Genomic DNA, 23045 nt, shown 5'->3' with positions numbered 1-23045 from the left:
GCACCTCTTTGCAGTATCCGCGGCGTGACGATCGGGTGAAACGGGCCATCCCTACAGTGATCCCACCGCGAACCCGAACAGGAGCACACCGCATGGAGAACTTCGACGTCGCCGTCGTCGGGATGGGCGCGCTCGGCAGCGCGGCCGCGTACCACCTCGCCCGTCGGGGAGCGAAGGTCGTCGCCTTCGAGCAGTTCGAGCTGGGGCACGTGAAGGGCGCCTCGCACGACACCTCGCGCATCATCCGCACCTCCTACGGCGCCGAGCGGTACGTGCGTCTCGCGCAGTCCGCCTACCGCGATTGGGCCGACCTCGAGGCGGCCACCGGCGAGCGCCTCACGACCATCACGGGCGGCGTCGTCTTCATCCGCACGGGCGGGCCTTATGCGGCAGCCGACTTCGCCGAGGCGCTCACCGCGACCGGCGTACCGCACGAACTGCTCAGCCCGGCCGAGGTGCACGAGCGCTGGCCGCAGTTCCGCATCCCCGAGGGCGTCGAGACCGTCTACACGCCCGACTCCGGCATCGCCCACGCCGCCCGCACGGTCGCCACGCTCCAGATGCACGCACGTGTGCACGGTGCCGACATCCGCGATCGCACGCGCGTCGAGGCGGTCGAACCGGATACCGAGGGCGTCGTCGTGCGCACCTCCCGGGGCACCGTCCGCGCCCGCAAGGTCGTCATCGCCGCCGATGCGTGGACGAACGAGCTGCTCGCACCGCTCGGCGCGGAGATCCCGCTCGTCGTCATGCAGGAGCAGGTCAGCTACTTCAAGCCCGCCGACGCCGAGCCGTACGACCCCGAGCGCTTCCCGGTGTGGATCTGGGAGGACGACCACTGCTTCTACGGCTTCCCGAGCTACGGCGAGCCGACCGTGAAGGCCGCCCGCGATGTCTCGGACAACCTCATGACCCCCGACGAGCGCACCTTCGAGCCGTCCGCCGAGCTGCTCGACGAGCTCCGCGGCTTCATGGGCTCGGTCATCCCCGGGTCGGGCGAGGTGCTGCGCACCGTCACGTGTCAGTACGCCCTCACGCCCGACCGCGAGTTCGTGCTCGGGCCGCTCCCGGAGCATCCGGATGTGCTCCTCGCGCTCGGCGCGGGGCATGCCTTCAAGTTCACCCCGGCGATCGGACGCGTGCTCGCCGAGCTCGCGCTCGACGGCGAGACCTCCGACGACATCTCGGGCTTCGCCGTTCCCGTCGCCGCGGAATAGACCCCGTCCGGGATGCGTGCCGCGCAGCCGGCCGCATCCCGGACGGCCCCCCGCGCGGTGCGGGTCAGGCGGCGCGTCGAGCCGCGCGCAGGATGCCCGCGATGAGCTCGGGCCACAGTTCCCACGGGATGAGGTGCCCCATGCCGGGGTGCACCTGGAGCTCGGCGTCGGGCATCGCGTCGGCGATGTCGAACGCGGCGTACCAGTGCAGGGTGCGATCGTCGCGGCCGTGAAAGACGAACGTCGGCACCGTGACGGAGCGGAGCGCGTCGAGCCGGTCCGTCGCGCGGTAGAGCGCCGACCACTGCCGCACGAAGCCCTCGGGCGCGTAGCCGCGGTCGTACGCGAGCGCGGCCCGTTCACGGTTCCAGTCGAGCCGGGGGTCGTAGATCGTGCCCTCCGCCCACGCGAGTGCGGCGGCATCCGCGAAGCCGACGATCTGCTCCCGGGTGAAGCGCTCCGGCACCTCGATCACGGGGTGCTCGTGCAGCACGTAGCGGTCGCTCTTGTCGGGGATCGTCGAGAGCAGGCCCAGGCTCAGCACGCGGTCCGGATGGTCGATCGCGAACCGCTGCGCCATCATCCCGCCCATGGAGTGCCCCACGACGTGCGCCGCGGCGACACCCAGCTGGTCGAGCACGCGCCCGATGTCGTCGGCCATCTCCTCGAGCCCGTATCCGCCGTCGATGTCCTCCGGACCGCCGAAGCGGTGCGACATGCCGGTGTCGCGGTTGTCGAACCGCACCACGCGGAAGCCCTCCGCGACGAGCAGCGCCACGAACTCCTCCGGCCAGCTGAGCAGCTGCGCCCCACCGCCCGAGATCAAGACGATCGCGGGATGCGCCGGGTCGCCCTCGACCTCGAAGTAGATGCGGATCTCGTCGGTCTCGGTGTACGGCACGATCAGTCCTTCGCGATGGTCGTCGGCGCGGGTGCGGCCTGCACCGTGTAGGGAGTCTGCCCGGTCGGCTCGCCGAACAGGAGCACGAGCTCCGCGGGCGCGTCCGACTCGTTCCTGACGCCGTGCCGCACGCCCTCCGGGACGTACACGGCGTCACCGGGCCCGAGGGTCGCGCTCTCGTCGCCCACGGTCATGACGACCTCGCCCGAGACCACGAGGTAGAGCTCGTGCTGGGTCTCGACCGAGCAGCTGTCCGGGTCGCCCTCGAGGTGATGGTGCTCGCCCTCCGAGGTGCCCGGCTCCAGGTGGTAGAGCATGATCGACGTCGGCAGGGCCGACTGCTCGCGGAAGTACCACTCGATGCCGACCCGACCCTCGCCCCGGTAGAGCGCCCAGTCGTGGTGCTCCTCGCCGCGTCGCTGGATCAGCATCGCGCCCTCGTCAGACCAGCCCGACGGGGCTCATCGTGAACCCGAAGAGATCCTTGGGGTTCTCGGGCTCGGCCACGAGGTCGATGTCGGCCACGAGCTCGGTGCCGGTCACGTCGTCGCGCAGGTAGTGCAGCGCGGAGAAGTCCTCGATCGCGAAGCCGACGGAGTCGAAGAGAGTGATGTCGCCATCCGAGGTGCGGCCGGGCAGCCGCCCCGCGAACACCTCCCACAGCTCGGTCACCTCGAAGTCGGCGGGCTTCGACTGGAGTTCGCCCTCGATGCGGGTCTGCGGTTCGTACTCCACGAACACGCGGGCGCGGTCGAGGATGCTCGGCTCGAGCTCCGTCTTGCCGGGGCAGTCGCCGCCGATCGCATTGAGATGCACACCCGGCCGGACGTCGGCGTCGCGCAGCACGATCGCGTTGGCCTTGTCGGCCGTGCACGTCGTGATGACGTCCGCGTTGCGCGTCGCGTCGGAGGCGTCGGTCGCCACCTCGACCCGGAAGCCCAGCGGCTCGAGGTTCCGGGCGCACTTCTCGATCGCCGCGGGGTCGGTGTCCCACACACGGACGGTGTCGATACCGAGCACCTCGCGGAACGCGATCGCCTGGAACTCCGACTGGCTGCCGGCGCCGATGAGCGCCATCCGTCGCGAGTCGGGGCGGGCGAGGAGCCGCGCGACGGCGGCGGACGTCGCCGCGGTGCGCAGTGCCGTGAGCATCGTCATCTCGGCGACGAACACCGGGTATCCGTTGTGGACGTCGGCGAGCACCCCGAACGCGGTCACCGTCTGGTAGCCGCGCGCCGGGTTGAACGGGTGCCCGTTCACGTACTTGAAGGCGTAGGAGTCGGGGTCGCTGATCGGCATGAGCTCGATCACGCCGAAGGGGGTGTGGCTCGCCACCCGCTCGCGCTTGTCGAACGACTGCCAACGCACGAAGTCGGCCGCCACGCGATCGGCGATGCCGCGGATGATCGGGCCGGTGCCACGGTCGGCGATCCAGCGGGTCAGGTCGCGAACGCCCACGAACTCGGTCATCCTCCGAGCCTGTCACGCACGGCCCACGGTCGACATGGTGGAGACCGCCACGCATCCGGCTCGGAGGTGTGAGCATCACCCGTGCCCGGGCGGGTCAGCGGGCGGGCGCCCGAGCGCGTCACCGCGCCTCGCGCATCCAGCGGGCGAGCGCCGGGTTCGCGTACGGGCCCGACGACTCGAGTTCGCCGAGGATCCGCTCGACCACCTCGGCGGGCTTGTCCTGGCTCATCTTGTCCTTCGCGACGACGCGGGTCACGCGCATCCGGAAGCCGACGGTCCCGTGCACGATGCGCTCGGCGTAGGCGGCGTTCTCGAGCGTGCCGCGCATGCGGAACGGATGCGGGAGCGGGTCTTCGAAGTGGTCGACGAGGCGCTCCAGCACCGCGAGGTTCTGCTCGTCCGAGAGGATCTCGGGGGTGCCGTAGGCGTGGACGGTCGCGAAGTTCCAGGTCGGCACCGCGGGAGAGACCCCGTACCAGGACGGCGAGATGTATCCCGACGGCCCCGAGAACACGACCGCGACCTCCGATTCCCCGAGCCGGTGCAGCCGCTCGTCCGGTCGCCCGACGTGGCTCAGCAGCACGAGATCGTCATCGACCTCGTCGAGCAGGAACGGGTAATGCGAGATCACGACGCCCTCGTCGGTGGCGCTCGCGAGGGTCGCCCAGGGGTGTCGACGGATGAGGTCCTTCACCCGTTGCGGGTCGGTGAGTGCATAGCCGGGGTTCTCGCGCATCACCCCAGCATGCGGTTCTGCCGCGCCGATCGAGACCGGTGGTTCGCACACCCGGACGCCGGGGCTGTGGGTGGACTTCACATACTCCCGCGTTCACCCCCGTGATTAGCCTCGGAGCACCCGTTACACCTCCGCACCACCCTGATCGCAGCCAGAGCCGAGGAGGCCCCTTCAATGACGTCCCCTATTTCTCGCAGCCGGCGACTTGTCGCCGCAGCGGCCGCACTCACCGCGACCGCACTCGTCATCACCGGATGCACGTCCGGCGGAGGCGACGAGGACGCCCCCGACACCCTCTACATCCTGAGTACCGACACGACGATCGGCTGGGACCCCGCCACCAACGTCAACTTCCCGAGCACGTGGAACGGGCTCATCGCCCGTCGTCTCACCACGTGGAAGGTCACCGACTCCGGTGTCGAGGTCGTGCCCGACCTCGCGACCGACACGGGTACGCCGAGCGACGACGGCACGACGTGGACCTACACCCTGAAGGACGACATCTTCTTCGAGGACGGCACGCCCATCACCTCCGCCGACATCAAGTACGGCATCGAGCGCAGCTATTCGCCCGATCTCGCGGGCGGCCTGCACTACCACAACGCCATCATCGTGGGCGGCTCGGAGTACACCGGCCCGTTCGACGGCGCCGAGCTCGAGGGCATCGAGACCCCGGACGACACCACGATCGTCTTCCACCTGACGACCGCCTACGGCGACTGGCCGTGGATCGCGGCGACGAACCCGTTCGCCCCCGTGCCGGTCGGCGAGGGAACCGACCTGGCCGCATACGACGAGGACCCGGTCGCATCCGGTCCGTACCAGATCGACTCCAACGTGGCGGGCTCCGAGACGGTGCTCGTGCGCAACGAGTACTGGAAGCAGGAGACCGACGAGGTCCGCACCGCACAGCCCGACACGATCGTGATCCGGCAGAGCCAGAACCCGTCGACGACGGCGCAGGCGCTCATCTCCGACACGGGCGACGCCGCCACCTCGATCAACGCCTACCCGCTGAGCGCATCCGAGCTCGCGCTCGTGAACGCCGACCCGGCGGCCCAGGAGCGACTCGTCACCTCGGACGGCGGCGTGCTGTACTACGTGGCCCTCAACAACGACAGCGAGGAGCTCTCCAACCCGCTCGTGCGGCAGGCGGTCCACTACGCGACCGACCGCAACGCGATCGTGCTCGCGCAGGGCGGCGACCAGGCCGCCGTCGCGGCCACGACCCTGATCCCTGACGGCATCGCCGGCCACGAGGACTTCGACCTCTACCCGGAGGACGTCGACAAGGCCAAGGAACTGCTCGCCGAGGCGGGCTACCCCGACGGCGTGACGCTGGATCTGTGGGTCGCGAACGAGGACACCGCCGCGGCCGAGGCGCTGCAGCAGGGTCTGGCCCGGGCGGACATCACCGTCAACATCAACCCGCTCGACATCGGTGTGATGTACGGCGACGCGATGGGCGGCAACCCGGACTACGACATGATGCTGACCTACTGGATCGGCGACTACCCGAGCGCGAACGCGTACGTCAGCCTGATGTTCGACTCGTCGTACATCGACGGCGGCTACAACCTGTCGCGCACGAACGACCCGTCGGTCGACACGGCCCTCCACGAGGCGATCGCCGAGACCGATCCGGACACCGCGGCCGCCGACTGGACCGCGATCGACAAGCAGATCATGGGTCTCGGGTCGATGCTGCCGCTGTACCTCACGCGCAACTCCTACCTGGCAGGCAGTGATGTGGAGCCTTTCGCGGTGCCGGCGTACCCGCCGTACCCGGACTTCACCACTCTGAGCCTGGCCGGATGAGCCAGGGGGATCACGCCGAGGCCGTCCTGGCGGTGAGCGCGCTCCGCATCGCGTTCGCCCGTCAGGCCGGCCCGGCGGATCTCGCCCCGCCCGCGGTCGACCTCGTCTCGTTCGAGGTGGAGCGCGGGCGGGTGCTCGCCCTCGTCGGCGAGTCGGGTTCGGGCAAGAGCGCCACGGCGATGTCGATCCTCGGGCTCCTGCCCGGCAGCGCCGAGGTATCCGGAAGTGTCCGGCTCGAGGGCCGGGAGCTGATCGGGGCGGATGCGGCGCACCTGCGTCGGGTACGAGGCGGGCGGATCGGCACGATCTTCCAGGAGCCGATGAGCGCCTTCACCCCCGCCTACCGGATCGGATGGCAGATCGCTGAGGCGATTCGCGCGCATGATCCGCGTCGCCCGCGGGGCCAGGTGCGCGCCCGCACCCTGGAGCTCTTGGCCTCGGTGGGCCTGCGTGACCCCGAGCGCGTCGCCCGTGCGTACCCGCACGAGCTGTCCGGTGGGCAGCTCCAGCGGGCCATGATCGCGATGGCGATCTCGTGCGACCCCGTCGTGCTGATCGCCGACGAGCCGACGACCGCGCTCGACGTGACGGTGCAGGCCGGCATCCTCGAGCTGCTGCGGGGCCTGCGCGCCACGCGCGGCACGGCGATCCTGCTGATCACCCACGACATGGGCGTCGTCGCCGACCTCGCCGACGACGTGGTCGTGATGCGGCGCGGGACGGTCGTGGAGACCGGGCCCGTGCAGCAGATCTTCTCGGCCCCCGCGCACGAGTACACGCGCGAGCTGCTCGCCGCGGTCCCGACGCTCGCCACCCTGCAGACCTCCCAGCGCGACGCCGAGGAGGAGGCCGCACCCCTCGACGAGACGCTCGCGGCCGAGGTGCGCGACGCGGTGATCGCCTACGGACGACGCGGACGCGGCGGAGGTGTCGTCGCGGTGAGCGGCGCGTCGTTCCGCATCCCCCGGGGCCGGACCTTCGGCCTCGTCGGCGAGTCGGGATCCGGCAAATCGACCCTCGGGCGGGCGTTCGCGGGGCTCCTGCCGCTGCGGTCCGGGTCGATCGAGGTCGCCGGCATCGATCTCGCCGCCGCCTCCGCCTCGCGGATGCGCGCCCTCCGCCGATCGCTCGGGTACGTGTTCCAGGATCCTGCCTCGTCGATCAACCCGCGCACCCTCGTGGGCGACGCGGTGACCGAGCCGTTGCGGCTGCACACGAGCGCCTCGTCCGTCGAGCGGAGGGCGCGGGCCGCCGAGCTCCTCGACGCGGTGCACCTGCCCCGCACCACGATCGACCGCTTCCCTCACGAACTCTCGGGGGGCCAGCGGCAGCGCGTCGCCATCGCACGTGCCATCGCCCTGAATCCGACGCTCCTCATCGCCGATGAGCCCACGAGCGCCCTCGACGTGTCGGTGCAGGCGCGGGTGCTCGAGCTGCTCGCGGAGCTGCAGTCGGAGCTCGGGTTCGCGTGCCTCTTCATCAGCCACGACCTCGCGGTCGTGCAGGCGCTCGCGGACGAGGTGGGCGTCATGCGCCGCGGTGAGGTCGTCGAGATCGGTCCGGCGGATCGCGTGCTCACCTCCCCCGAGCACCCGTACACGCGGCGCCTGCTCGCCGCCGCGCCCGTCGCCGATCCGGTCGCGCAGAGCGCCCGGCGCGAGCTCTGGCTCGCGCTCGACGGCGAGGATCCGGAGGTGGCCGCATGACCACGACGACAGCGGTCCGCGACGATCTCGCGGTGCCGACCCGGAAGACCGGCTTCCGCACGCTGCTCGGCAAACTGGCCCGCGATCCGTGGGCGGTGGCGTCGTCCACGACGATCGTGGTCTTCGTGCTCGCGGCCGTCTTCGCCGACCAGCTCACCGGCATCACCGGCAACGACCCCTACACGTATCACCAGGACCTGCTCGATGCGAAGGGGCAGCCCACGGGATGGGGCGGCGGCATCGGCGCCGATCACTGGTTCGGGGTCGAGCCGCTCACGGGCCGCGACCTGTTCGCGATCGTGGTCTACGGCGCGCGCACCTCGCTCTTCATCGGCATCTCCGCCACGGTGCTCTCGGTGCTCATCGGCACGATCGTCGGCATCACGTCGGGCTACTTCGGCGGCTGGTACGACCGCATCGTCAGCCGCGGGGTCGACGTGATGTTCGGCTTCCCGACGCTCGTGTTCCTCATCGCGCTCATGGCGATCATCCCCGCCGACGTGCCGCGTCCGCCGTTCATCGCGCTCGTCATCGGCCTCTTCGGTTGGCCCGGGATCTCGCGCATCGTGCGCGGGCAGGCGCTCGCGCTGCGCGAGCGGAACTTCGTCGTCGCGTCGAAGGCCATGGGTGCCCGCTCGTGGCGGATCGTGCTCGGGCAGGTGCTGCCGAACGTCGGCGCGACGATCATCGTCGTCACCTCGATCATCATCCCCGGCATGATCGCGGCGGAGGCCGCGCTCTCGTTCCTGGGCGTCGGGGTCACCCCGCCGACACCGTCCTGGGGGCGCACCATCGGCGACGCGGTGCTCTGGGTGCGCACGAGCCCCATGTACCTCGTGTTCCCGGGAGCGGCCCTGTTCCTCATCACCCTCGCCTTCAACCTGTTCGGCGACAGCCTGCGCGATGCGCTCGACCCGCGGACGGCCCGACGATGAACTTCCTGCGCTACCTCTCGTTCCGCCTGCTCGGCATCGTGATCGTGCTGCTCATCATCGCGGTCGTCACGTTCGCGCTGTTCTACCTGCTGCCGTCCGACCCCGCACGCCTCGCCTGCGGTCGCCCGTGCACCGACGCGAACCTCGAGAAGGTCCGCGAGTACATGGGCGTCGATCAGCCGTGGTTCGTGCAGCTGGTCGAGTTCCTCAAGGGGATCCTCTTCGGGCGCACCTTCGGCTCGACCGTCACGGTCGAATGCGACGCCCCGTGCTTCGGCTATTCCTTCTTGCGCAACGCGAGCGTCACCGACCTGATCGCCGAGCGCTTCCCGGCGACGGCGTCGATCGCCCTCGGCGCGGCGATTCTGTTCCTCGTGACCGGCGTGCTGGGCGGCCTCATCGCCTCGCTCCGCCGCAACTCGGTGATCGACCGGGGCATCATGGTCTTCTCGATCGCGGGGATCTCGACGCCGGTCTACCTCGCCGGCATCCTCGTGATCCTGATCATCGGGTTCACCCTGCGCTGGCTGCCGACGTCCGGGTACGTGCCCTTCGAGGACTCGCCGATCGAGTGGTTCAGCCACCTGATCCTGCCGTGGGTCGCGGTCGCGATCGTGTCGGCGGCGGTCTACGCCCGGCTGACCCGCAGCGAGATGCTCGAGGTGATGAGCCTCGACTACATCCGCACGGCCCGGGCGAAGGGTCTCTCCGAGGGGCGGGTCATCGCGCGGCACGGCCTCCGCACGGCGCTCCTGCCGGTCGTGACCGTCTTCGGTCTCGACCTGGGCGTGCTGCTCGGCGGCGCGGTCATCACCGAGCGGGTGTTCGCGATCCCCGGGATGGGATCGTTGCTGATCGAGGCGGTCGGAGCGGTCGACATCCAATTGATCGTCGGTCTCACGATGTTCGCCGCGTTCCTCGTGGTCACACTGAACCTCGTGATCGACCTCGTCTATGGCCTGCTGGACCCCCGAGTGAGGATGGGCTGATGCTGTTCACCAATGCGACCGTGTTCACGGGAGCGGGGCCCGACTCGCGTGCCTCCGCCTTCCGCGTGGAGGACGGCGTGATCACGTGGGTGGGCGACGCCGCGGATGCCGCGGACGAGGCGGCGATCGACCTCGGCGGGCGCACCGTGCTGCCGGGCCTGCTCGACCTGCACACGCATCCGGCGCTCATGGCCGAGGCGGCGGATGCCGCCGACTGCCTGCCGCCCCGGGTCACCTCGCTCGCGGGGCTGATCGAGGTGCTGCGCGCCCACGGCGCGGAACGCCCCGACGACGCATGGATCGTGGGACGCGGATACGACGACTCCCGCTTCCCTGAGGGGCGCGCACCCACGGCCGCCGACCTCGACGAGGTGTCGGCCGACCGTCCCGTGCTCGTCTGGCGCTGCGACGGGCACTCCGCCGCCTGCAACACCCGCGCGCTGGAGATCGCCGGCATCGATCGCGAGACGCCCGACCCCGAGGGGGCGCGGTTCGAGCGCGACGCCGACGGCCATCCCACGGGCGTGCTGACCGAGCTCGCGGCGGTCGCGGCGGTCGCCGACTGCAGGCCTGAGCCCGATCACGGCGAGCTTGTGCGCCGGGTCGTGGGGCTCGATGAGCACTACCTCTCGCACGGGATCGTGGGTGTCTGCGACCTGCTGTCGAGCGTGATCCGCGAGCCGCTCGCCGTGTTCCGCGACGCGGCCGTCGCCGGATTCCGGCCTCGCGTCGCGCTCTACCCCGGCTGGGACCCCGAGGCGCTGCCGGAGACGCTCGACGACGACGCCCGAACCGGACGCATCCGGATCGCGGGGGTCAAGATCCTCATGGACGGCGCGTTCTCGAACCGCACGGCGTGGGTGCGCGAACCGTACCCGGATTCGGACGGCTGCGGCATCCAGATGATCTCCGACGAGAGCGCGCTCGCCGCGGGAGAGTGGGCTCGCCGCAACGGCGTGCAGCTCGCGGTGCACGCGATGGGCGACCAGGCGCTCGAAAGGGTGATCGAGCTCTTCGGCGACCAGGAGCCCTGGCTCGATGACGTGCCGTCGATCCGCCTCGAGCATGTGACCCTCGTGCCCGACGAGCTGCTCTCCCGCATCGTCGGCGGCCGGATGCGCTTCGGCATCGCGACCCACACCGTGTTCCTGTTCGCGGAGTACGAGGCCTACAAGCTGAACCTCCCCGATGTCTCCGACGGCCGGGCGTACCCGTTGCGGGCGCTCGCCGACACGCCCCTGCCGCTCGCGCTCTCCTCCGACCGTCCCGCGACGGCGTGGAGCGACGCCGACGACGTCTTCCTCTCGGTGCAGGCCGCGGTCGATCGTCGCGCCGCCGATGGCACGGACGTGGGGGCGCCGTCGGCCATCACGGTGGACGAGGCCCTCACGCTGTACACCTCGCGGGCGGCACGACTTGCACCCGTCGGCACCCCCGCGACCATCGCTGCGGGCGCAGCGGCGGACTTCGTGGTGCTGGACGCGGACGTCCTCACGGTTCCCGCGGACGAGATCGCACGGGTGCGCGTCGCCGAGACCTGGCTCGCCGGCGAGAAGGTGTGGGCGGCGGCTCGCTGATCCGCGGCTAGTCGAGCAGCGTGCCCGACCAGGTGGCTCGCCCGCCGACGAGCGTCGCCGCGACCGGCAGCTCGCGCAGGGCGTCGCGCGGGAGTGTCGCCGGGTCGCTCTCGACCACCACGAGGTCGGCCGGATCCCCCACGGCTACCGTCGTGCGGCCGCGGGTCGACGCCGCGAACGCGACCTCGAAGGGGAGGCGCTGCTCCGGATGCCACGCGTCGCGGTCGCCGCGGCTGCGCGAGATGGCGGCCGACATCGAGATCCACGGATCGAGTGGGGCCACCGGAGCGTCCGACCCGAGGCGCAGCTCCGCCCCCGCGGCATGCAGCGACCCGAATGCGAAGGCGCGACCCGTGCGCCCGAGCCAGTGGTGCTCCGCGACGTCGCGGTCGTCCATCGCGTGCTCCGGCTGCACGCTCGCAACCAGCCCGAGGCGCGCGAACCGCGGGAGGTCGCGGTCCGAGATGAGCTGGGCGTGCTCGACGATCCCGCTCATGCCGAGCTCTTCGAAGGCGTCGAGCACCTCCGTCGTGGCGTGGTCGCCGATCGCGTGGACCGCCGCGCCGATCTCTCCGCCGCGGGCGTGGGCCAGCAGGCGGCGCAGCTCCGCCGCCGAAGTGCTGACGACGCCGTACGCGTCGTCCGCGGTCGGCTCGGCTCCCGGGTACGGATCCCAGCACCACGCGGTGCGGGTGTTGAGCGATCCATCGACGACGACCTTGAGCCGCCCCATGCGGATGAGCCCGGAGGGCTCGAGCAGATCGCCCGTGCGGTGGCCAGCGGCGAGGGCCTCATCGAGACGATCGGGCCAGACGGCCACATCGACGCGCAGCTGATCGACGCCCTCCCGAACGCGCTCCCGCCACTCGGCCACGTTGTCGGCGTATTCGTAGTCGACGATCCCCACGACCCCACGTCGGGCGGCCGCCTCGGCCGCGTCGCGGTATGCCGAGATCGGCACTGCGTTCGCGGCCTCGAGTCGTGCGGAGGCTGCGATCCACGGTCCCTCGCGCACCACGCCGCTCGCATCGGGTTCGAGCTCCAGAAGCCGTGCTGCCGGGGTGTTCACCCAGGCGCAGTGCAGGTCGGCGCTCACGAGGGCCACCGGGACCGTCCGCGAGACGTCGTCGATGGCTGCGAGGGTCGGAGACTCGGTCCACAGGCCGTCGCGGAATCCGTAGCCCATGATCAGCTCGCCCGCGTCGAGGTCGGTGCGCCGTGCCAGTTCGGCGCGCAGCCGGTCGAGCACCTCGGCGGGGCTCGTCGTGTCGGCAAGGTCGAGCCGCCGACGCCGGATGACGTGCTGGGTGAAGTGCACGTGCTCATCCCACAGCCCCGGGAGCAGCAGGCGCCCGCCGAGCTCCACGGAGCGTGCCCCGCCCTCGGCGATCCGGCCCCGCGGCGCGATCTCGGCGATCTCGCCGCCGCGCAGCAGTACGTCGCACTCGCCGTCGAGGCGGGGGAGGCGTGCCCCGCGCAGCACGAGATCGGGCACGGTCGCAGGGGTCGTCACCCTGTCACGATACGAGCCATGGGGCGACATCCGTATGTGATGTTCAGCCACCCCCAGGGCATACTCATGTGAGTTCCGCCCTCCCGTCGCGACGGCTGCCGCACGAGACTGGAAGGGCCCGTGCACGACGGAGGACCCCGATGACCCAGGACGACGCCGCCCGGCTCGCCGACGAGGTGGATCGCCTGCGCCGCGAGAACACCCGGCTGCGTCGGCGCGAGCACGAGCTGAGCGCCCTCTTCGCGAGTGCGCGCGAGCTCGCCGAGCTGCGCGACTCGGACGCGGTGCTCGCCCGGCTCGTCCAGCGCGCCCACGAGATGATGGGCGCCGACGTCACGTATCTCTCGGAATTCGATCCCGCATCCCGCGAGCTGCGGGTGCGCGAGACGGCCGGATCGGTGAGCGCCGCATTCCAGCAGCTGCGGGTCCCCGCCGGCGCGGGCCTCGCGAGCGCCGTCGTCGAGAGCCGCGCCGCCCAATGGGTCACGCGCTACGCCGAGTACCCGAGCGACCGGCACGAGGCGGGCATCGACGACGCCGTCTCGGCCGAGGGCCTCGTCTCGATCCTCGGGGTGCCCATGCTGACCGAGGACGAGGTGCTCGGCGTGCTGTTCGTCGCCGACCGAGAGGAGCACGACTTCAGCCCAGAGGAGATCGCCCTGTTCCAGGCGCTCGCCGACCACGCCTCGATCGTGCTGCAGACGGCGCGGACCCTCCGCGACCTGCGGCGGTCGGAGGACGAGACCCGGCAGGCGCTCGACGACCTCACGGGGCACCTCACCGAGCGTGACCGCGCCAACACGGTCCACCAGGAGCTCGTGCACGCCGTCCTCGCGGGCGGCGGGTTCTCGCCCGTCGCAGAGACGCTCTCCACCGCGCTCGGCCGCACGGTCGCGATCGTCGACGCGAGCGGGCGGCTCATCGCGGCGGCGGGCCTGCCGTTGCCCGAGGGCATGGTCGAGCTCGCTCCGTCGACCCTCGCCGCGATCGACGAGAGTCGCGCATCCGCACACTGCGTGGTGGTCTCGGGTGCCTCCGGCGTGCACGGTGTCGCGGCCCTCATGGCGGGCCCCCAGTACTTCGGGACCATGCTGCTCGGCGAGGGGGACTTCGAGCTCGGCGCGGTGGACCGCCGCACGGTCGAGCGTGCCGCCCAGGTCGGAGCGCTGCTCGCGCTTCAGCAGGAGGCGGTCGCCGGTGCCGAGCATCGCACCCAGAGCGAACTCGTGGCCGACCTTCTCGACGCCGTGCCCGAGCGCCGCGCCGATGTCGAGCGCCGGGTGCGTCGCCTCGGCGTCGACCTCGATCGCCTCGACGCGCTCCTGCTCTTCGTGGTCCCCGGGGAGCACCGTGCGAACGCCGCGCGCACCCTCGCCCTGTCGCTCGATCAGCGCGCGCTCGTCGGTGAGTACCGCGGATTCGTGGTCGCCTGCTACGACGGGCAGGCGTTCTCTCCGGATGTCGAGCAGCTGCGAGCCCGCCTCGCTCGCGCCGTCCGGCACCCCGTGCTCGCGGTGGTGCCTCCGCGCTCCCCCGGTGCGCTGCCGGCCGCCGCGTCGCAGGCGCTCCGCACCGCACGGCTGCTCGCGGCGCTCGGCACCGACGGGGTCACCGCGCGCACCGACGACTACCTGCCCTATTCAGCAGTGCTGGACGCCGACGAACGCTCGCTCGCGACCTTCCTCGATGCGACGATCGGCGCCGTTCGGCGCTACGACGAGACCCGCGGCACCGATCTGCTCGGCACTCTGCGGGCGTTCGTGCGCAACAACGCGAGCCCCACCCGCACCGCCCGTGCCCTCAATTTCCACACCAACACCATCCTCCAGCGGCTCGCTCGGCTCGACGCCGTGCTCGGTGAACGGTGGCGCGACGACGAGCAGCTCTTCCGCATCGGTCTCGCGACTCGGCTGGATGAGCTGAGCGAGAGACTGCACGGCGGTTGATTCGCACACGGCATTCGCCCACGCATGGGTCGACCCCCCATACGCGGTCGCTCAGCCCGTTCCTAGGGTGAAGTCGAGGAGGTCGACCGCGAGGCGCGCGGCTCGACCGGCTCGCGATCCCGAAGGAGCACCTGTGCCGATCACCAGCCGCCTGTCGGGACTGCGCGACCTCGATCCGAGCGAGCGCCGTTCGGTCGTGACGCGTGCGGCGGAGCTCGACGAGGCCTCGCTCGACGCCCTCGATCCCGAGCACGGCCTGGGTGTCGAGGCGGCAGACCACCTCATCGAGAACGTCATCGGGATCATCGGCATCCCGGTGGGGGTCGCCACCAACTTCACCATCGACGGCGTGGATCGCCTCGTGCCGATGGCCACCGAGGAGCCGAGCGTCGTGGCGGCCGCGTCGAACGCCGCCCGCATGACCCGCCAGCACGGCGGATTCCGCACCTCCAGCACGGGCAGCATCATGATCGCGCAGATCCAGGTGGTCGACGCGGTCGACCCCGAGGGGGCGCGACTGCGCCTGCTGGAGGCGCGCGACGAGCTCCTGGCATTCGCGGATGCGCAGGACCCGGTGCTCGCCGGTCTCGGCGGAGGCGCCCGCGATCTGGTCGTGAGAACCCTCTCGACCCGCACGGGCGTGCACGTCGTCGCACATCTGCACGTGGACGTCCGCGACGCGATGGGTGCGAACGCCGTGAACACGATGGCCGAGGCCCTCGCCCCCCGCATCGCAGAGCTGGCCGGCGGGCGTTCGCTCCTGCGCATCCTCAGTAACAAGGCCGATCAGCGTCTCGTCCGTGCGCGCGCGGTCTTCGACGCCGAGCTGCTCGGCGGGCCGGATGTCGTGCGCGACATCGTGCACGCGAGCGCCTTCGCCGAAGCTGACCCGTACCGCGCGGCCACCCACAACAAGGGCATCATGAACGGGGTCACCGCGGTCGTGCTCGCCACCGGGAACGACACCCGTGCCGTCGAATCCGGCGCCCACTCCCACGCTGCGCGCGGGGGCGGGTACACGGCGCTGTCGCACTACGAGGTCGGCGCTGATGGCCACCTCGTCGGAACCCTCGAACTGCCCCTCGCCGTGGGTCTCGTGGGCGGAGCCACCCGTGCGCACCCCGCCGCCCAGGCCGCGGTGCGCCTGCTCGGCGTCGCGTCGTCGGGGGAGCTCGCGGCCACGATCGCCGCGGTCGGACTCGCGCAGAACCTCGCCGCGCTGCGGGCGCTCGCCGCCGAAGGGATCCAGCGCGGACACATGACGCTCCACGCCCGCACCATCGCGGCGTCCGCCGGCGCTCTCGGCGACGAGATCACGCGCGTCGCCGAGCGGATCGTCGCCGACCGACGCATCCGCCTCGAGCACGCGCAGGACGTGCTCGCCGAGCTGCGGGGTGCGCGATGAGCGACGCCGAACGCACCCGCCCGGTGTGGCATCCGCGCCCCCAGCCGGTCGCCGACCCGAGCCTGCCGAGCCGCGTGCGCGTGTACGAGGTGGGTCCGCGCGACGGGCTGCAGGCGGAGCCCGAGATCCTGCCCGCCGACGTGAAGATCGAGCTGTGCCGCCGCCTCTACGCGAGCGGCCTCGGCGCGGTCGAGCTCACGAGCTTCGTGCCCGCCCGCTGGATCCCGCAGCTGGCGGATGCCGAGGAGGTCGTCGGCGAGGTCGAGGTGCCGGAGGGCGCGCGCGGCGTGGCCCTCGTGCCCAACGTCCGCGGACTGGAGCGCGCCCTCGCGGCCGGGGTCCGCGAGGTGTCGGTCGTCGTGAGCGCCACCGAGACCTTCGCCCAGGCGAACCTCAACACGACGCTCGCGGGAGCGCTGGATCGCGCACGCGAGGTCATCGCCGCGGCGAGCGTCGAGGGCGTGCCGGTCCGCGGGTACCTGTCGATGTCGTTCGGCGACCCGTGGGAGGGGTCCGTGCCGATCGAGCGGGTCGCGGATCTCGCGGCGGAGCTGCACGGTGCGGGCGCCGGGACGGTCGCGTTGAGCGACACGATCGGCACCGGCACCCCCGGCCACGTGATCGAGGCGGTCGAGCGCACGGTCGCGGCGGGCGTGTCCCGCGAGCGGATCGCCCTGCACCTGCACGACACCTACGGGCAGGCGCTCGGCAACGTCCAGGCGGCGCTGCGCGTCGGGATCACAGAGTTCGACAGCTCGACCGGCGGCCTTGGGCGCTGCCCCTTCGCCAAGGGAGCGACCGGTAACCTCGCAACCGAGGACCTCGTCTGGCTGCTGCACGGGCTCGGTATCGAGACCGGGGTCGACCTCGAGTCCCTCGTGCGGACCTCGCAGTGGATGTCCCGGACCCTCGGCCGCCCGATCGCGTCGCGGGTCGCCACCGCCCTGACCGCCGCCGGGGTCTCCTGAACCGCGCGAACGGAGCCGCACCATGAACCAGCCGACACCGCATCCGCTGCTCGCCGCATCCGCGGGCTCGCTCTCGGGGGTCGTGGTGCTCGACCTCTCGCGCGTGCTCGCCGGGCCCTACGCCGGGTCGATGCTGGCCGACCTGGGCGCCACCGTCGTGAAGATCGAGAACCCCGCCGACCCGGACGTCTCCCGGGGCTTCCCGCCCTACCTGCGCCACGGCGACGAAGAGGTCAGCGGCTACTACGGGCAGTACAACCGCGGCAAGCTGGGCCTCGCGCTCGACCTCGCGAGCGACGAGGGCAAGGCCGTCCTGAAGGATCTCGTCGCGAACGCCGACATGCTCATCGAGAACTTCCGGCCGGGCACGATGGCGAAGCTCGGCGTCTCGTACGAGACGCTCGCCGAGATCAATCCGCGTCTCGTGTATCTCGCGATCTCCGGCTACGGCCAGACCGGATACCGCAGCAGGCGACCCGCGTTCGACAACACCGCTCAGGCCGCGGGCGGGATCTGGTCGATGACGGGATACGCGGATCAGCCGCCCGTCCGGGTGGGCGTGACGATCGGTGACCTGTCGGCGTCGCTGTTCGGCGTGATCGGCGCCCTCGCCGCGCTGCGTCACGCGGAGGCGACCGGCGTGGGGCAGCTCGTCGACGTCGCGCAGGTCGACAGCATCATCGCGATGACCGAGACGGCCGTCGTCGATTACACGGTCGAGGGAAAGATCGCCCGCCCGAACGGCAACGCGCACGCCTGGGTCCGGCCCTACGAGCTCTTCCCCTGCGCCGACGGCCAGGTGTTCTTCGGCGCGTACACCGACAAGCTGTGGCGCGCGAGCTGTGGGCTGTTCGGCACCCCCGAGGTGGCGTCCGACCCCGAGATCGACACGATGCGCAAGCGCTTCGATCCGGAGGTGTACGAGCGTCGGGTGAAGCCGATCGTGCTGGCATGGTTCGCCGACCGCACCCGCGCCGAGCTCGAGGAGCTCGCGGGAGACCTGATCCCGCTCACCGCCGTGCGCGATATCGGCGAGGTCGTCGACGAGCCGGGCACCGCCGAGCGCGAGATGGTCGTCGAGGCCGACTACGGCGAGTTCGGGACGCTCCGGATGTTCGGGCAGCCGATCAAGCTGAGCGCGACCCCGGCGACCCCGGCGCGCCCCGCGAACCGGATGGGCGAGCACGCCGACATCGTGCTCGCCGGCCTTGCGGGCTACGACCAGGAGCGCATCGATGCGCTGCGCGCGGGAGGCGTCGTCTGATGCCGACCCGGCGCGAGACGCTCACCACGGCTCCCGCGAGCGCCTACCGCGGAACCTTCGCCCCGCACGCGGCGGCGCCGGAGGCCGGGGCGGAGCTTCCCGCCGGCTGGGAGGGCCTCTACTTCCCCTTCGATCAGACCCTCGACGAGCTGCGCCCGGATGGCACCCCCGCACGCGACGGGGTGCTGCCCGAGTTCGACCTCCCCCGCCGGATGTACGCCGGCGAGCGCACGGTGTTCCACCAGCCGCTCCGGTACGGACAGCTCGTCGAGCAGCACGCGCGGGCGGGTGAGATCGTCGAGAAGACCGGGCGCTCCGGTCGTCTCGTGTTCGCCGACATCGTGCGCGAGTACCTGGTTGACGGTGTACTCGCGATCGAGAGCACGTGGCACGACGTGTTCCTCGAGGCCTCCGACCCGAACGCCCCCGCCCCGTCTCCGGCGACGGCGCCCGACGGCCCGGCGGACTGGGAGAGCGAGATAGCCGTCGACGCGCGGCAGCTCTTCCGCTTCTCCGCGATCACCCTCAACACGCATCGCATCCACTACGACCGCGTGTGGGCGCGCGAGGTGGAGGGGCTGCCCGACCTGCTCGTCCACGGGCCGCTGCTGCGCATCCTGCTGCTCGACGCGGTCGCGGCGCACGAGCCGGGGTTCGCCCCGCGCGTGCTCGACTACCGCTCGCACGCGCCCGTCCTCGTGGATGCGCCGGTGCGGCTGCGCGGTCGGAGCACCGAGCGCGGTGTCCAGGTGACGGTGGTCGGTCCGGCGGGTGAACTCGTGGCCCGCGGTGTCGTCGAGGGCGAGCGGCCGTGAAGCTCCGCGAGAGCCCCGCGGCGGCGCTCGAGGGCCTGCTGACCGACGGCATGACGATCGCCGTCGGCGGGTTCGGCCTCTCGGGCATCCCGGCCGATCTCATCGACGCCGTGCGCGACGCGGGCGTGACCGAGCTGACCGTCGTCTCGAACAATATGGGCGTCGACGGCAAGGGCCTCGGCATCCTCATCGAGAGCGGACAGGTGGCGCGCGTCGTCTCCAGCTACGTGGGCGAGAACCGCCGCTTCGCGGCCGACTACCTCGAGGGGCGACTGGCCGTCGAGTTCACGCCGCAGGGCACGCTCGCCGAGCGGCTGCGGGCGGGCGGGGCAGGCATCCCCGCGTTCTACACCCGCACCGGCGTCGGCACGGTGGTCGCCGAGGGCAAACCGCACGCCGAGTTCGACGGCGTGCTCTATGTGCAGGAGCGCGCGATCGTCGCCGACCTCGCGCTCGTGCACGCCCACACCGCCGACACCGGCGGCAACCTCGCCTACCGGTACACAGCGCGCAACTTCAACCCGGTGGTCGCGACCGCGGGCCGGGTGACGGTCGCCGAGGCTGAGCATCTCGTCGCGCTCGGCGAGCTGGACCCGGATCGGGTGGTGACGCCCGGCGTGTACGTGCAGCGCCTCGTACGCGGGAGCGGACGACCGAAGGACATCGAGCATCGTACCGTGCGTGCGCGCGGCTGAGTCGAGGAGGACCCATGCCCTGGACGCGTGACGAGATGGCCGCGCTCGCGGCGGCCGAGCTCGCCGACGGCGACTACGTGAACCTGGGGATCGGCATCCCCACGCTCGTCGCCAACCACATCCCCGAGGGGGTGCGGGTGACCCTGCAGAGCGAGAACGGGCTCCTCGGGATGGGCCCGAGCCCGTGGGAGGGCGAGGAGGACGCCGACCTCATCAACGCGGGCAAGCAGACGGTCACGATCCTGCCCGGCGGCAGCGTCTTCGACTCGGCGACGAGCTTCGGCATGATCCGCGGCGGGCACGTCAAGGTCGCGATCCTCGGGGCGATGCAGGTGTCGGGCACGGGCGACCTCGCCAACTGGATGATCCCCGGGAAGATGGTGAAGGGGATGGGCGGGGCGATGGATCTCGTCGCCGGAACCCCGCGCGTGATCGTGCTCACCGAGCACGTCGCGAGGGACGGCTCGCCAAAGCTCGTGGGCAGGTGCACGCTGCCGTTGACGGGTGTGGGCGTCGTCGACCGGATCATCACCGACCTCGCGGCGTTCGATGTGAGCCCCGAGGGACTCGTGCTCACCGAGCTCGCGCCCGGCGTCAGCGTCGCGGGCGTGCGCGCGGTGACGGACGCGGAGATCCGCGTCGCGCTCCGCGAGGCCTGACTCCGCGAGCGCTGACTCCGCGAGTCCTGGCGCCCTACTCCTCGCTGGGGATCGGCTCCGCGGGAAGCTTGCGCACCTTCGCCCGGCGGCGGCGGCGCTCGGGGATCATCGAGCGCATCTCCTCGAGCTTGCCGAAGCACAGCAGCCGGTCGCCCGACTCGAGCAGCTGGCCCTTGCGGGGGTTGGGGATCACGGCCGTGCCGCGGTGCAGGGTGAGCACCGTGATGTCGCGCTCCCAGAGGCCGGATTCGCCGAGCGTCTTGCCCACGAGTTCCGCGTTGGTGTGCACGAGCAGCTCGGCGACGCCGTAGCCGGTCGACACGGAGAGTCGCTGCCGCACGTCGATCTCGGGGAAGGCCACCTGCCCGGCGATGTAGTCGATGATGGCGCCCGCCACGTCGAGCTGGGTCGCCTCCTCGATGCCCTGCAGGCCCGGCGACGAGTTGACCTCCATGACGAGCGGACCGTCGTCGCCCTCCAGCATGTCGACGCCGGCGACCCGCAGACCCATGATCTGCGCTGAGCGGACGGCGGCCTGCGCGTACTCGGGCGAGAGCTCGACGCGCTCCACTGTGCCGCCGCGGTGCACGTTCGAGCGGAACTCGTCACCCCGGGCCCGGCGACGCATCGCCGCGACCACGCGGTCGCCCACGACGAGCGCCCGGATGTCGCGCCCGCGGCTCTCGCTCACGAAGCGCTGGATGAGCACGTTCTGCTTGGTCGACTGCAGCGTCTCGATGATCGCCTCGGCTGTCTTCACCTCGGGGGCGAGGATCACGCCGATGCCCTGCGTGCCCTCGAGCAGCTTGATGACGACGGGCGCACCGCCGACCTGCTCGATCGCCGGTCGCACATCCGCGCGGTTGCGGACGAACGCGGTCGCCGGCATACCGATGTTGTGGCGCGAGAGGATCTGCGTGGCCCGCAGCTTGTCGCGCGCGTTCGAGATGCCGTTCGCCGTATTCGGCGTGTAGACGTCCATCTGCTCGAACTGCCGCACGACCGCGGTGCCGAAGTAGGTGATCGAGGCGCCGATGCGCGGGATGATCGCGTCGTAATCGCTCAGCTGCCGCCCGCGGTACTGCAGGTCGGGTTCGTCGCCCGAGAGGTCGATCGCGAAGCGCAGCGTGTTGAGCACCTTCACGTCGTGGCCGCGTTGTACGGCAGCCGCCCGGAGGCGCTGGGTCGAGTAGGCGCGCGGCGCTCGGGACAGGATCGCGAGTTTCATGGGGGAGGCCCTGCCAAGATGGGTGGGTGAGCGTGACCACTCATTCAAACATCCTCGCGGGGTGGCGGGAATGGGTGCAGTTGCCCGGAATCCAGGTGCCGTGGATCAAGGCGAAGCTCGACACCGGCGCGCAGACCTCGTCGCTCCACGCCTACGACGTCGAAGGCTTCACGCGCGACGGTCAGGACTGGGTGCGCTTCGGGATCCGCCCCTGGCAGATGTCCGATGAGGACGAGGTGATCGCCGAGTGCCCGGTCGTGGATCGCCGCCGCGTCCGCAGCTCGTCGGGCCACGTGCAGGAGCGCGTGGTGGTGAGCATCCGGCTCGTCCTCGTGGGCCAGGAGGTCGACGCGGAGGTCACGCTCAGCAACCGCGATCAGATGGGTTTCCGCATGCTGATCGGCCGCGAGGCGCTCAGCCGAGGGTTCGTGGTCGACTCGAGTCGATCGTTCCTCGGTGATCGCGCCCCGCGGCCGATGCGCCGCCGCAATCGCGGCCAGTAGCGGGCGTCGCCGCAGCGTCGGTCTCGACGCGTCAGTCGGCGAGGATCAGGTAGAGCGCCCGGCGCACCTCGTCGAGCTTCTCGACGGCAGCGGCGCGCTGCTCGTCGGTCGCGGCGTGATGGAACTGCCCGACCACGCCCATGAGCTTGCCGACGCTCTCCTGGAACACGGCCTCCTGCTCGGTGCGCTTCGGTCGCGAGGACTCCCAGGCCCGAGCGAGTTCGTCTTGGTGCTCGGCGACGTACGCCTGCCCCTCGTCGGTGAGCGCGAACTCGGTGCGCTTGCCCTCGCCGGTCGGGGCGATGAGGTCTTCGTCGACGAGCTGCTGCAGCGTCGGGTAGACCGATCCGGGGCTCGGGCGCCAGGCCCCTCCGCTGCGTTCGGCGATGGACTTGATGAGCCCGTATCCGTTCGACGGACCGTCGGAGAGCAGGGAGAGGATGACGGCGCGGATGTCGCCGCGGCTGGCGCGACCGCGCCCTCGCCCGCGGGGCCCGAACCCGGGGCCGTACGGGCCGAATCCGGGGCCGAAGCCCGGACCGAATCCGGGGCCGAATCCGGCGGGTCCGAAGTGGTGCGCGGAGCGGTCGTCGTGGGAGCTGCGGCCCTCGTAGGGGTGCGGCTCGTGGTGGAACCGGGCCTGGTGGCCCAGGTGCCGGAGGTGTGACTTCTTCATGGCGTGCTGCCTTTCATGGGTGGG

21 protein-coding genes are annotated in these 23045 nt (G+C 71.3%); 14 read left to right on the top strand and 7 right to left on the bottom strand.

Translation table 11 applies throughout. The features are described 5' to 3' along the window. The first annotated feature begins 92 nt into the window (after window positions 1-92). On the top strand, window positions 93-1217 hold the full coding sequence (gene solA / locus FVQ89_RS02705; RefSeq protein ID WP_147900380.1) for an N-methyl-L-tryptophan oxidase: 1125 nt from the start codon (window positions 93-95) through the stop codon (window positions 1215-1217). Between the two features lie 64 nt (window positions 1218-1281). On the opposite strand, the gene FVQ89_RS02700 is transcribed toward solA, so the two are convergent. From FVQ89_RS02700 to FVQ89_RS02685, 4 genes are all read right to left on the bottom strand, one after another. Then, window positions 1282-2118, bottom strand: a complete 837-nt coding sequence (locus FVQ89_RS02700) for an alpha/beta fold hydrolase (protein ID WP_187264868.1) — start codon at window positions 2116-2118, stop codon at window positions 1282-1284. A gap of 2 nt (window positions 2119-2120) precedes the next feature. Further along, window positions 2121-2549: a cupin domain-containing protein gene (locus FVQ89_RS02695; protein WP_147900378.1), complete on the bottom strand. Its 429-nt coding sequence runs from the start codon at window positions 2547-2549 to the stop codon at window positions 2121-2123. Window positions 2550-2559: 10 nt separating this feature from the next. Next, window positions 2560-3588 (bottom strand): ornithine cyclodeaminase, encoded by a 1029-nt coding sequence (locus FVQ89_RS02690; protein WP_147900377.1) that lies wholly within the window; start codon window positions 3586-3588, stop codon window positions 2560-2562. 118 nt (window positions 3589-3706) lie between these two features. After that, window positions 3707-4324 (bottom strand): FMN-binding negative transcriptional regulator, encoded by a 618-nt coding sequence (locus FVQ89_RS02685; RefSeq protein WP_147900376.1) that lies wholly within the window; start codon window positions 4322-4324, stop codon window positions 3707-3709. Between the two features lie 174 nt (window positions 4325-4498). On the opposite strand from FVQ89_RS02685, the gene FVQ89_RS02680 reads away from it, so the two are divergent. The 5 genes from FVQ89_RS02680 to FVQ89_RS02660 are packed head-to-tail and all read left to right on the top strand — an operon-like array spanning window position 4499 to window position 11349. Next, window positions 4499-6142: an ABC transporter substrate-binding protein gene (locus FVQ89_RS02680; RefSeq protein WP_147900375.1), complete on the top strand. Its 1644-nt coding sequence runs from the start codon at window positions 4499-4501 to the stop codon at window positions 6140-6142. Further along, a complete protein-coding gene (locus FVQ89_RS02675) occupies window positions 6139-7848 on the top strand; it encodes an ABC transporter ATP-binding protein (RefSeq protein WP_147900374.1) in 1710 nt (569 codons plus the stop codon). Before FVQ89_RS02680 ends, FVQ89_RS02675 begins: the two co-directional genes overlap by 4 nt. Next, entirely contained in the window at window positions 7845-8783 is a 939-nt protein-coding gene (locus FVQ89_RS02670; protein WP_147900373.1) for an ABC transporter permease, read from the top strand. The genes FVQ89_RS02675 and FVQ89_RS02670 overlap by 4 nt, the downstream gene beginning before the upstream one ends. Beyond that, window positions 8780-9772, top strand: coding sequence for an ABC transporter permease (locus FVQ89_RS02665; RefSeq protein WP_147900372.1), 993 nt, complete (start codon window positions 8780-8782; stop codon window positions 9770-9772). The genes FVQ89_RS02670 and FVQ89_RS02665 overlap by 4 nt, the downstream gene beginning before the upstream one ends. Further along, a complete protein-coding gene (locus FVQ89_RS02660; RefSeq protein ID WP_147900371.1) occupies window positions 9772-11349 on the top strand; it encodes an amidohydrolase in 1578 nt (525 codons plus the stop codon). Before FVQ89_RS02665 ends, FVQ89_RS02660 begins: the two co-directional genes overlap by 1 nt. Window positions 11350-11356: 7 nt before the next feature. On the opposite strand, the gene FVQ89_RS02655 is transcribed toward FVQ89_RS02660, so the two are convergent. Then, complete coding sequence (locus tag FVQ89_RS02655) at window positions 11357-12862, bottom strand: amidohydrolase (protein WP_255513379.1); 1506 nt, start codon at window positions 12860-12862, stop codon at window positions 11357-11359. A gap of 140 nt (window positions 12863-13002) precedes the next feature. On the opposite strand from FVQ89_RS02655, the gene FVQ89_RS02650 reads away from it, so the two are divergent. From FVQ89_RS02650 to FVQ89_RS02620, 7 genes are all read left to right on the top strand, one after another. Then, window positions 13003-14808, top strand: a complete 1806-nt coding sequence (locus tag FVQ89_RS02650; protein ID WP_147900370.1) for a GAF domain-containing protein — start codon at window positions 13003-13005, stop codon at window positions 14806-14808. Between the two features lie 133 nt (window positions 14809-14941). Next, the gene (locus tag FVQ89_RS02645) at window positions 14942-16213 is read left to right on the top strand and encodes a hydroxymethylglutaryl-CoA reductase, degradative (RefSeq protein WP_147900369.1); all 1272 of its coding nucleotides are present in this window, start codon (window positions 14942-14944) and stop codon (window positions 16211-16213) included. Then, entirely contained in the window at window positions 16210-17181 is a 972-nt protein-coding gene (locus FVQ89_RS02640; RefSeq protein ID WP_147900368.1) for a hydroxymethylglutaryl-CoA lyase, read from the top strand. Before FVQ89_RS02645 ends, FVQ89_RS02640 begins: the two co-directional genes overlap by 4 nt. Window positions 17182-17203: 22 nt before the next feature. Further along, entirely contained in the window at window positions 17204-18445 is a 1242-nt protein-coding gene (locus FVQ89_RS02635) for a CaiB/BaiF CoA-transferase family protein (protein WP_147900367.1), read from the top strand. Then, window positions 18445-19260 (top strand): hypothetical protein, encoded by an 816-nt coding sequence (locus FVQ89_RS02630; protein WP_147900366.1) that lies wholly within the window; start codon window positions 18445-18447, stop codon window positions 19258-19260. Before FVQ89_RS02635 ends, FVQ89_RS02630 begins: the two co-directional genes overlap by 1 nt. Before the next feature lie 50 nt (window positions 19261-19310). Beyond that, window positions 19311-19955, top strand: coding sequence for a CoA transferase subunit A (locus FVQ89_RS02625; RefSeq protein ID WP_147901455.1), 645 nt, complete (start codon window positions 19311-19313; stop codon window positions 19953-19955). 14 nt (window positions 19956-19969) lie between these two features. Beyond that, window positions 19970-20614, top strand: a complete 645-nt coding sequence (locus FVQ89_RS02620) for a 3-oxoacid CoA-transferase subunit B (protein ID WP_147900365.1) — start codon at window positions 19970-19972, stop codon at window positions 20612-20614. 34 nt (window positions 20615-20648) lie between these two features. Here the strand turns inward: FVQ89_RS02620 and FVQ89_RS02615 are convergent, their stop codons facing one another. After that, window positions 20649-21842: a RimK family alpha-L-glutamate ligase gene (locus FVQ89_RS02615; protein ID WP_147900364.1), complete on the bottom strand. Its 1194-nt coding sequence runs from the start codon at window positions 21840-21842 to the stop codon at window positions 20649-20651. A gap of 26 nt (window positions 21843-21868) precedes the next feature. Here FVQ89_RS02615 and FVQ89_RS02610 point away from each other — a divergent pair, with 26 nt between their 5' ends. Continuing rightward, complete coding sequence (locus FVQ89_RS02610; protein WP_147900363.1) at window positions 21869-22345, top strand: RimK/LysX family protein; 477 nt, start codon at window positions 21869-21871, stop codon at window positions 22343-22345. A gap of 31 nt (window positions 22346-22376) precedes the next feature. Here FVQ89_RS02610 and FVQ89_RS02605 read toward each other — a convergent pair whose 3' ends face one another. Beyond that, the gene (locus tag FVQ89_RS02605; RefSeq protein ID WP_147900362.1) at window positions 22377-23021 is read right to left on the bottom strand and encodes a PadR family transcriptional regulator; all 645 of its coding nucleotides are present in this window, start codon (window positions 23019-23021) and stop codon (window positions 22377-22379) included. Between the last annotated feature and the right edge of the window lie 24 nt (window positions 23022-23045).

The organism is Homoserinibacter sp. GY 40078, assembly GCF_008017545.1.
In the GTDB taxonomy this organism is placed as follows: domain Bacteria; phylum Actinomycetota; class Actinomycetes; order Actinomycetales; family Microbacteriaceae; genus Homoserinibacter.
The sequence above is the reverse complement of the archived record's forward strand: the minus strand, read 5'-3'. Positions and strand labels throughout refer to the sequence as shown.

Coding starts and splice junctions, on each gene's coding strand:
- FVQ89_RS02605 (WP_147900362.1), bottom strand. CDS start 23,021: ATGAAGAAGTCACACCTCCGGCACCTGGGCCACCAGGCCCGGTTCCAC.
- FVQ89_RS02685 (WP_147900376.1), bottom strand. CDS start 4,324: ATGCGCGAGAACCCCGGCTATGCACTCACCGACCCGCAACGGGTGAAG.
- FVQ89_RS02650 (WP_147900370.1), top strand. CDS start 13,003: ATGACCCAGGACGACGCCGCCCGGCTCGCCGACGAGGTGGATCGCCTG.
- FVQ89_RS02670 (WP_147900373.1), top strand. CDS start 7,845: ATGACCACGACGACAGCGGTCCGCGACGATCTCGCGGTGCCGACCCGG.
- FVQ89_RS02615 (WP_147900364.1), bottom strand. CDS start 21,842: ATGAAACTCGCGATCCTGTCCCGAGCGCCGCGCGCCTACTCGACCCAG.
- FVQ89_RS02635 (WP_147900367.1), top strand. CDS start 17,204: ATGAACCAGCCGACACCGCATCCGCTGCTCGCCGCATCCGCGGGCTCG.
- FVQ89_RS02620 (WP_147900365.1), top strand. CDS start 19,970: ATGCCCTGGACGCGTGACGAGATGGCCGCGCTCGCGGCGGCCGAGCTC.
- FVQ89_RS02640 (WP_147900368.1), top strand. CDS start 16,210: ATGAGCGACGCCGAACGCACCCGCCCGGTGTGGCATCCGCGCCCCCAG.
- FVQ89_RS02625 (WP_147901455.1), top strand. CDS start 19,311: ATGACGATCGCCGTCGGCGGGTTCGGCCTCTCGGGCATCCCGGCCGAT.
- FVQ89_RS02695 (WP_147900378.1), bottom strand. CDS start 2,549: ATGCTGATCCAGCGACGCGGCGAGGAGCACCACGACTGGGCGCTCTAC.
- FVQ89_RS02665 (WP_147900372.1), top strand. CDS start 8,780: ATGAACTTCCTGCGCTACCTCTCGTTCCGCCTGCTCGGCATCGTGATC.
- FVQ89_RS02675 (WP_147900374.1), top strand. CDS start 6,139: ATGAGCCAGGGGGATCACGCCGAGGCCGTCCTGGCGGTGAGCGCGCTC.
- FVQ89_RS02690 (WP_147900377.1), bottom strand. CDS start 3,588: ATGACCGAGTTCGTGGGCGTTCGCGACCTGACCCGCTGGATCGCCGAC.
- FVQ89_RS02660 (WP_147900371.1), top strand. CDS start 9,772: ATGCTGTTCACCAATGCGACCGTGTTCACGGGAGCGGGGCCCGACTCG.
- solA (WP_147900380.1), top strand. CDS start 93: ATGGAGAACTTCGACGTCGCCGTCGTCGGGATGGGCGCGCTCGGCAGC.
- FVQ89_RS02680 (WP_147900375.1), top strand. CDS start 4,499: ATGACGTCCCCTATTTCTCGCAGCCGGCGACTTGTCGCCGCAGCGGCC.
- FVQ89_RS02630 (WP_147900366.1), top strand. CDS start 18,445: ATGCCGACCCGGCGCGAGACGCTCACCACGGCTCCCGCGAGCGCCTAC.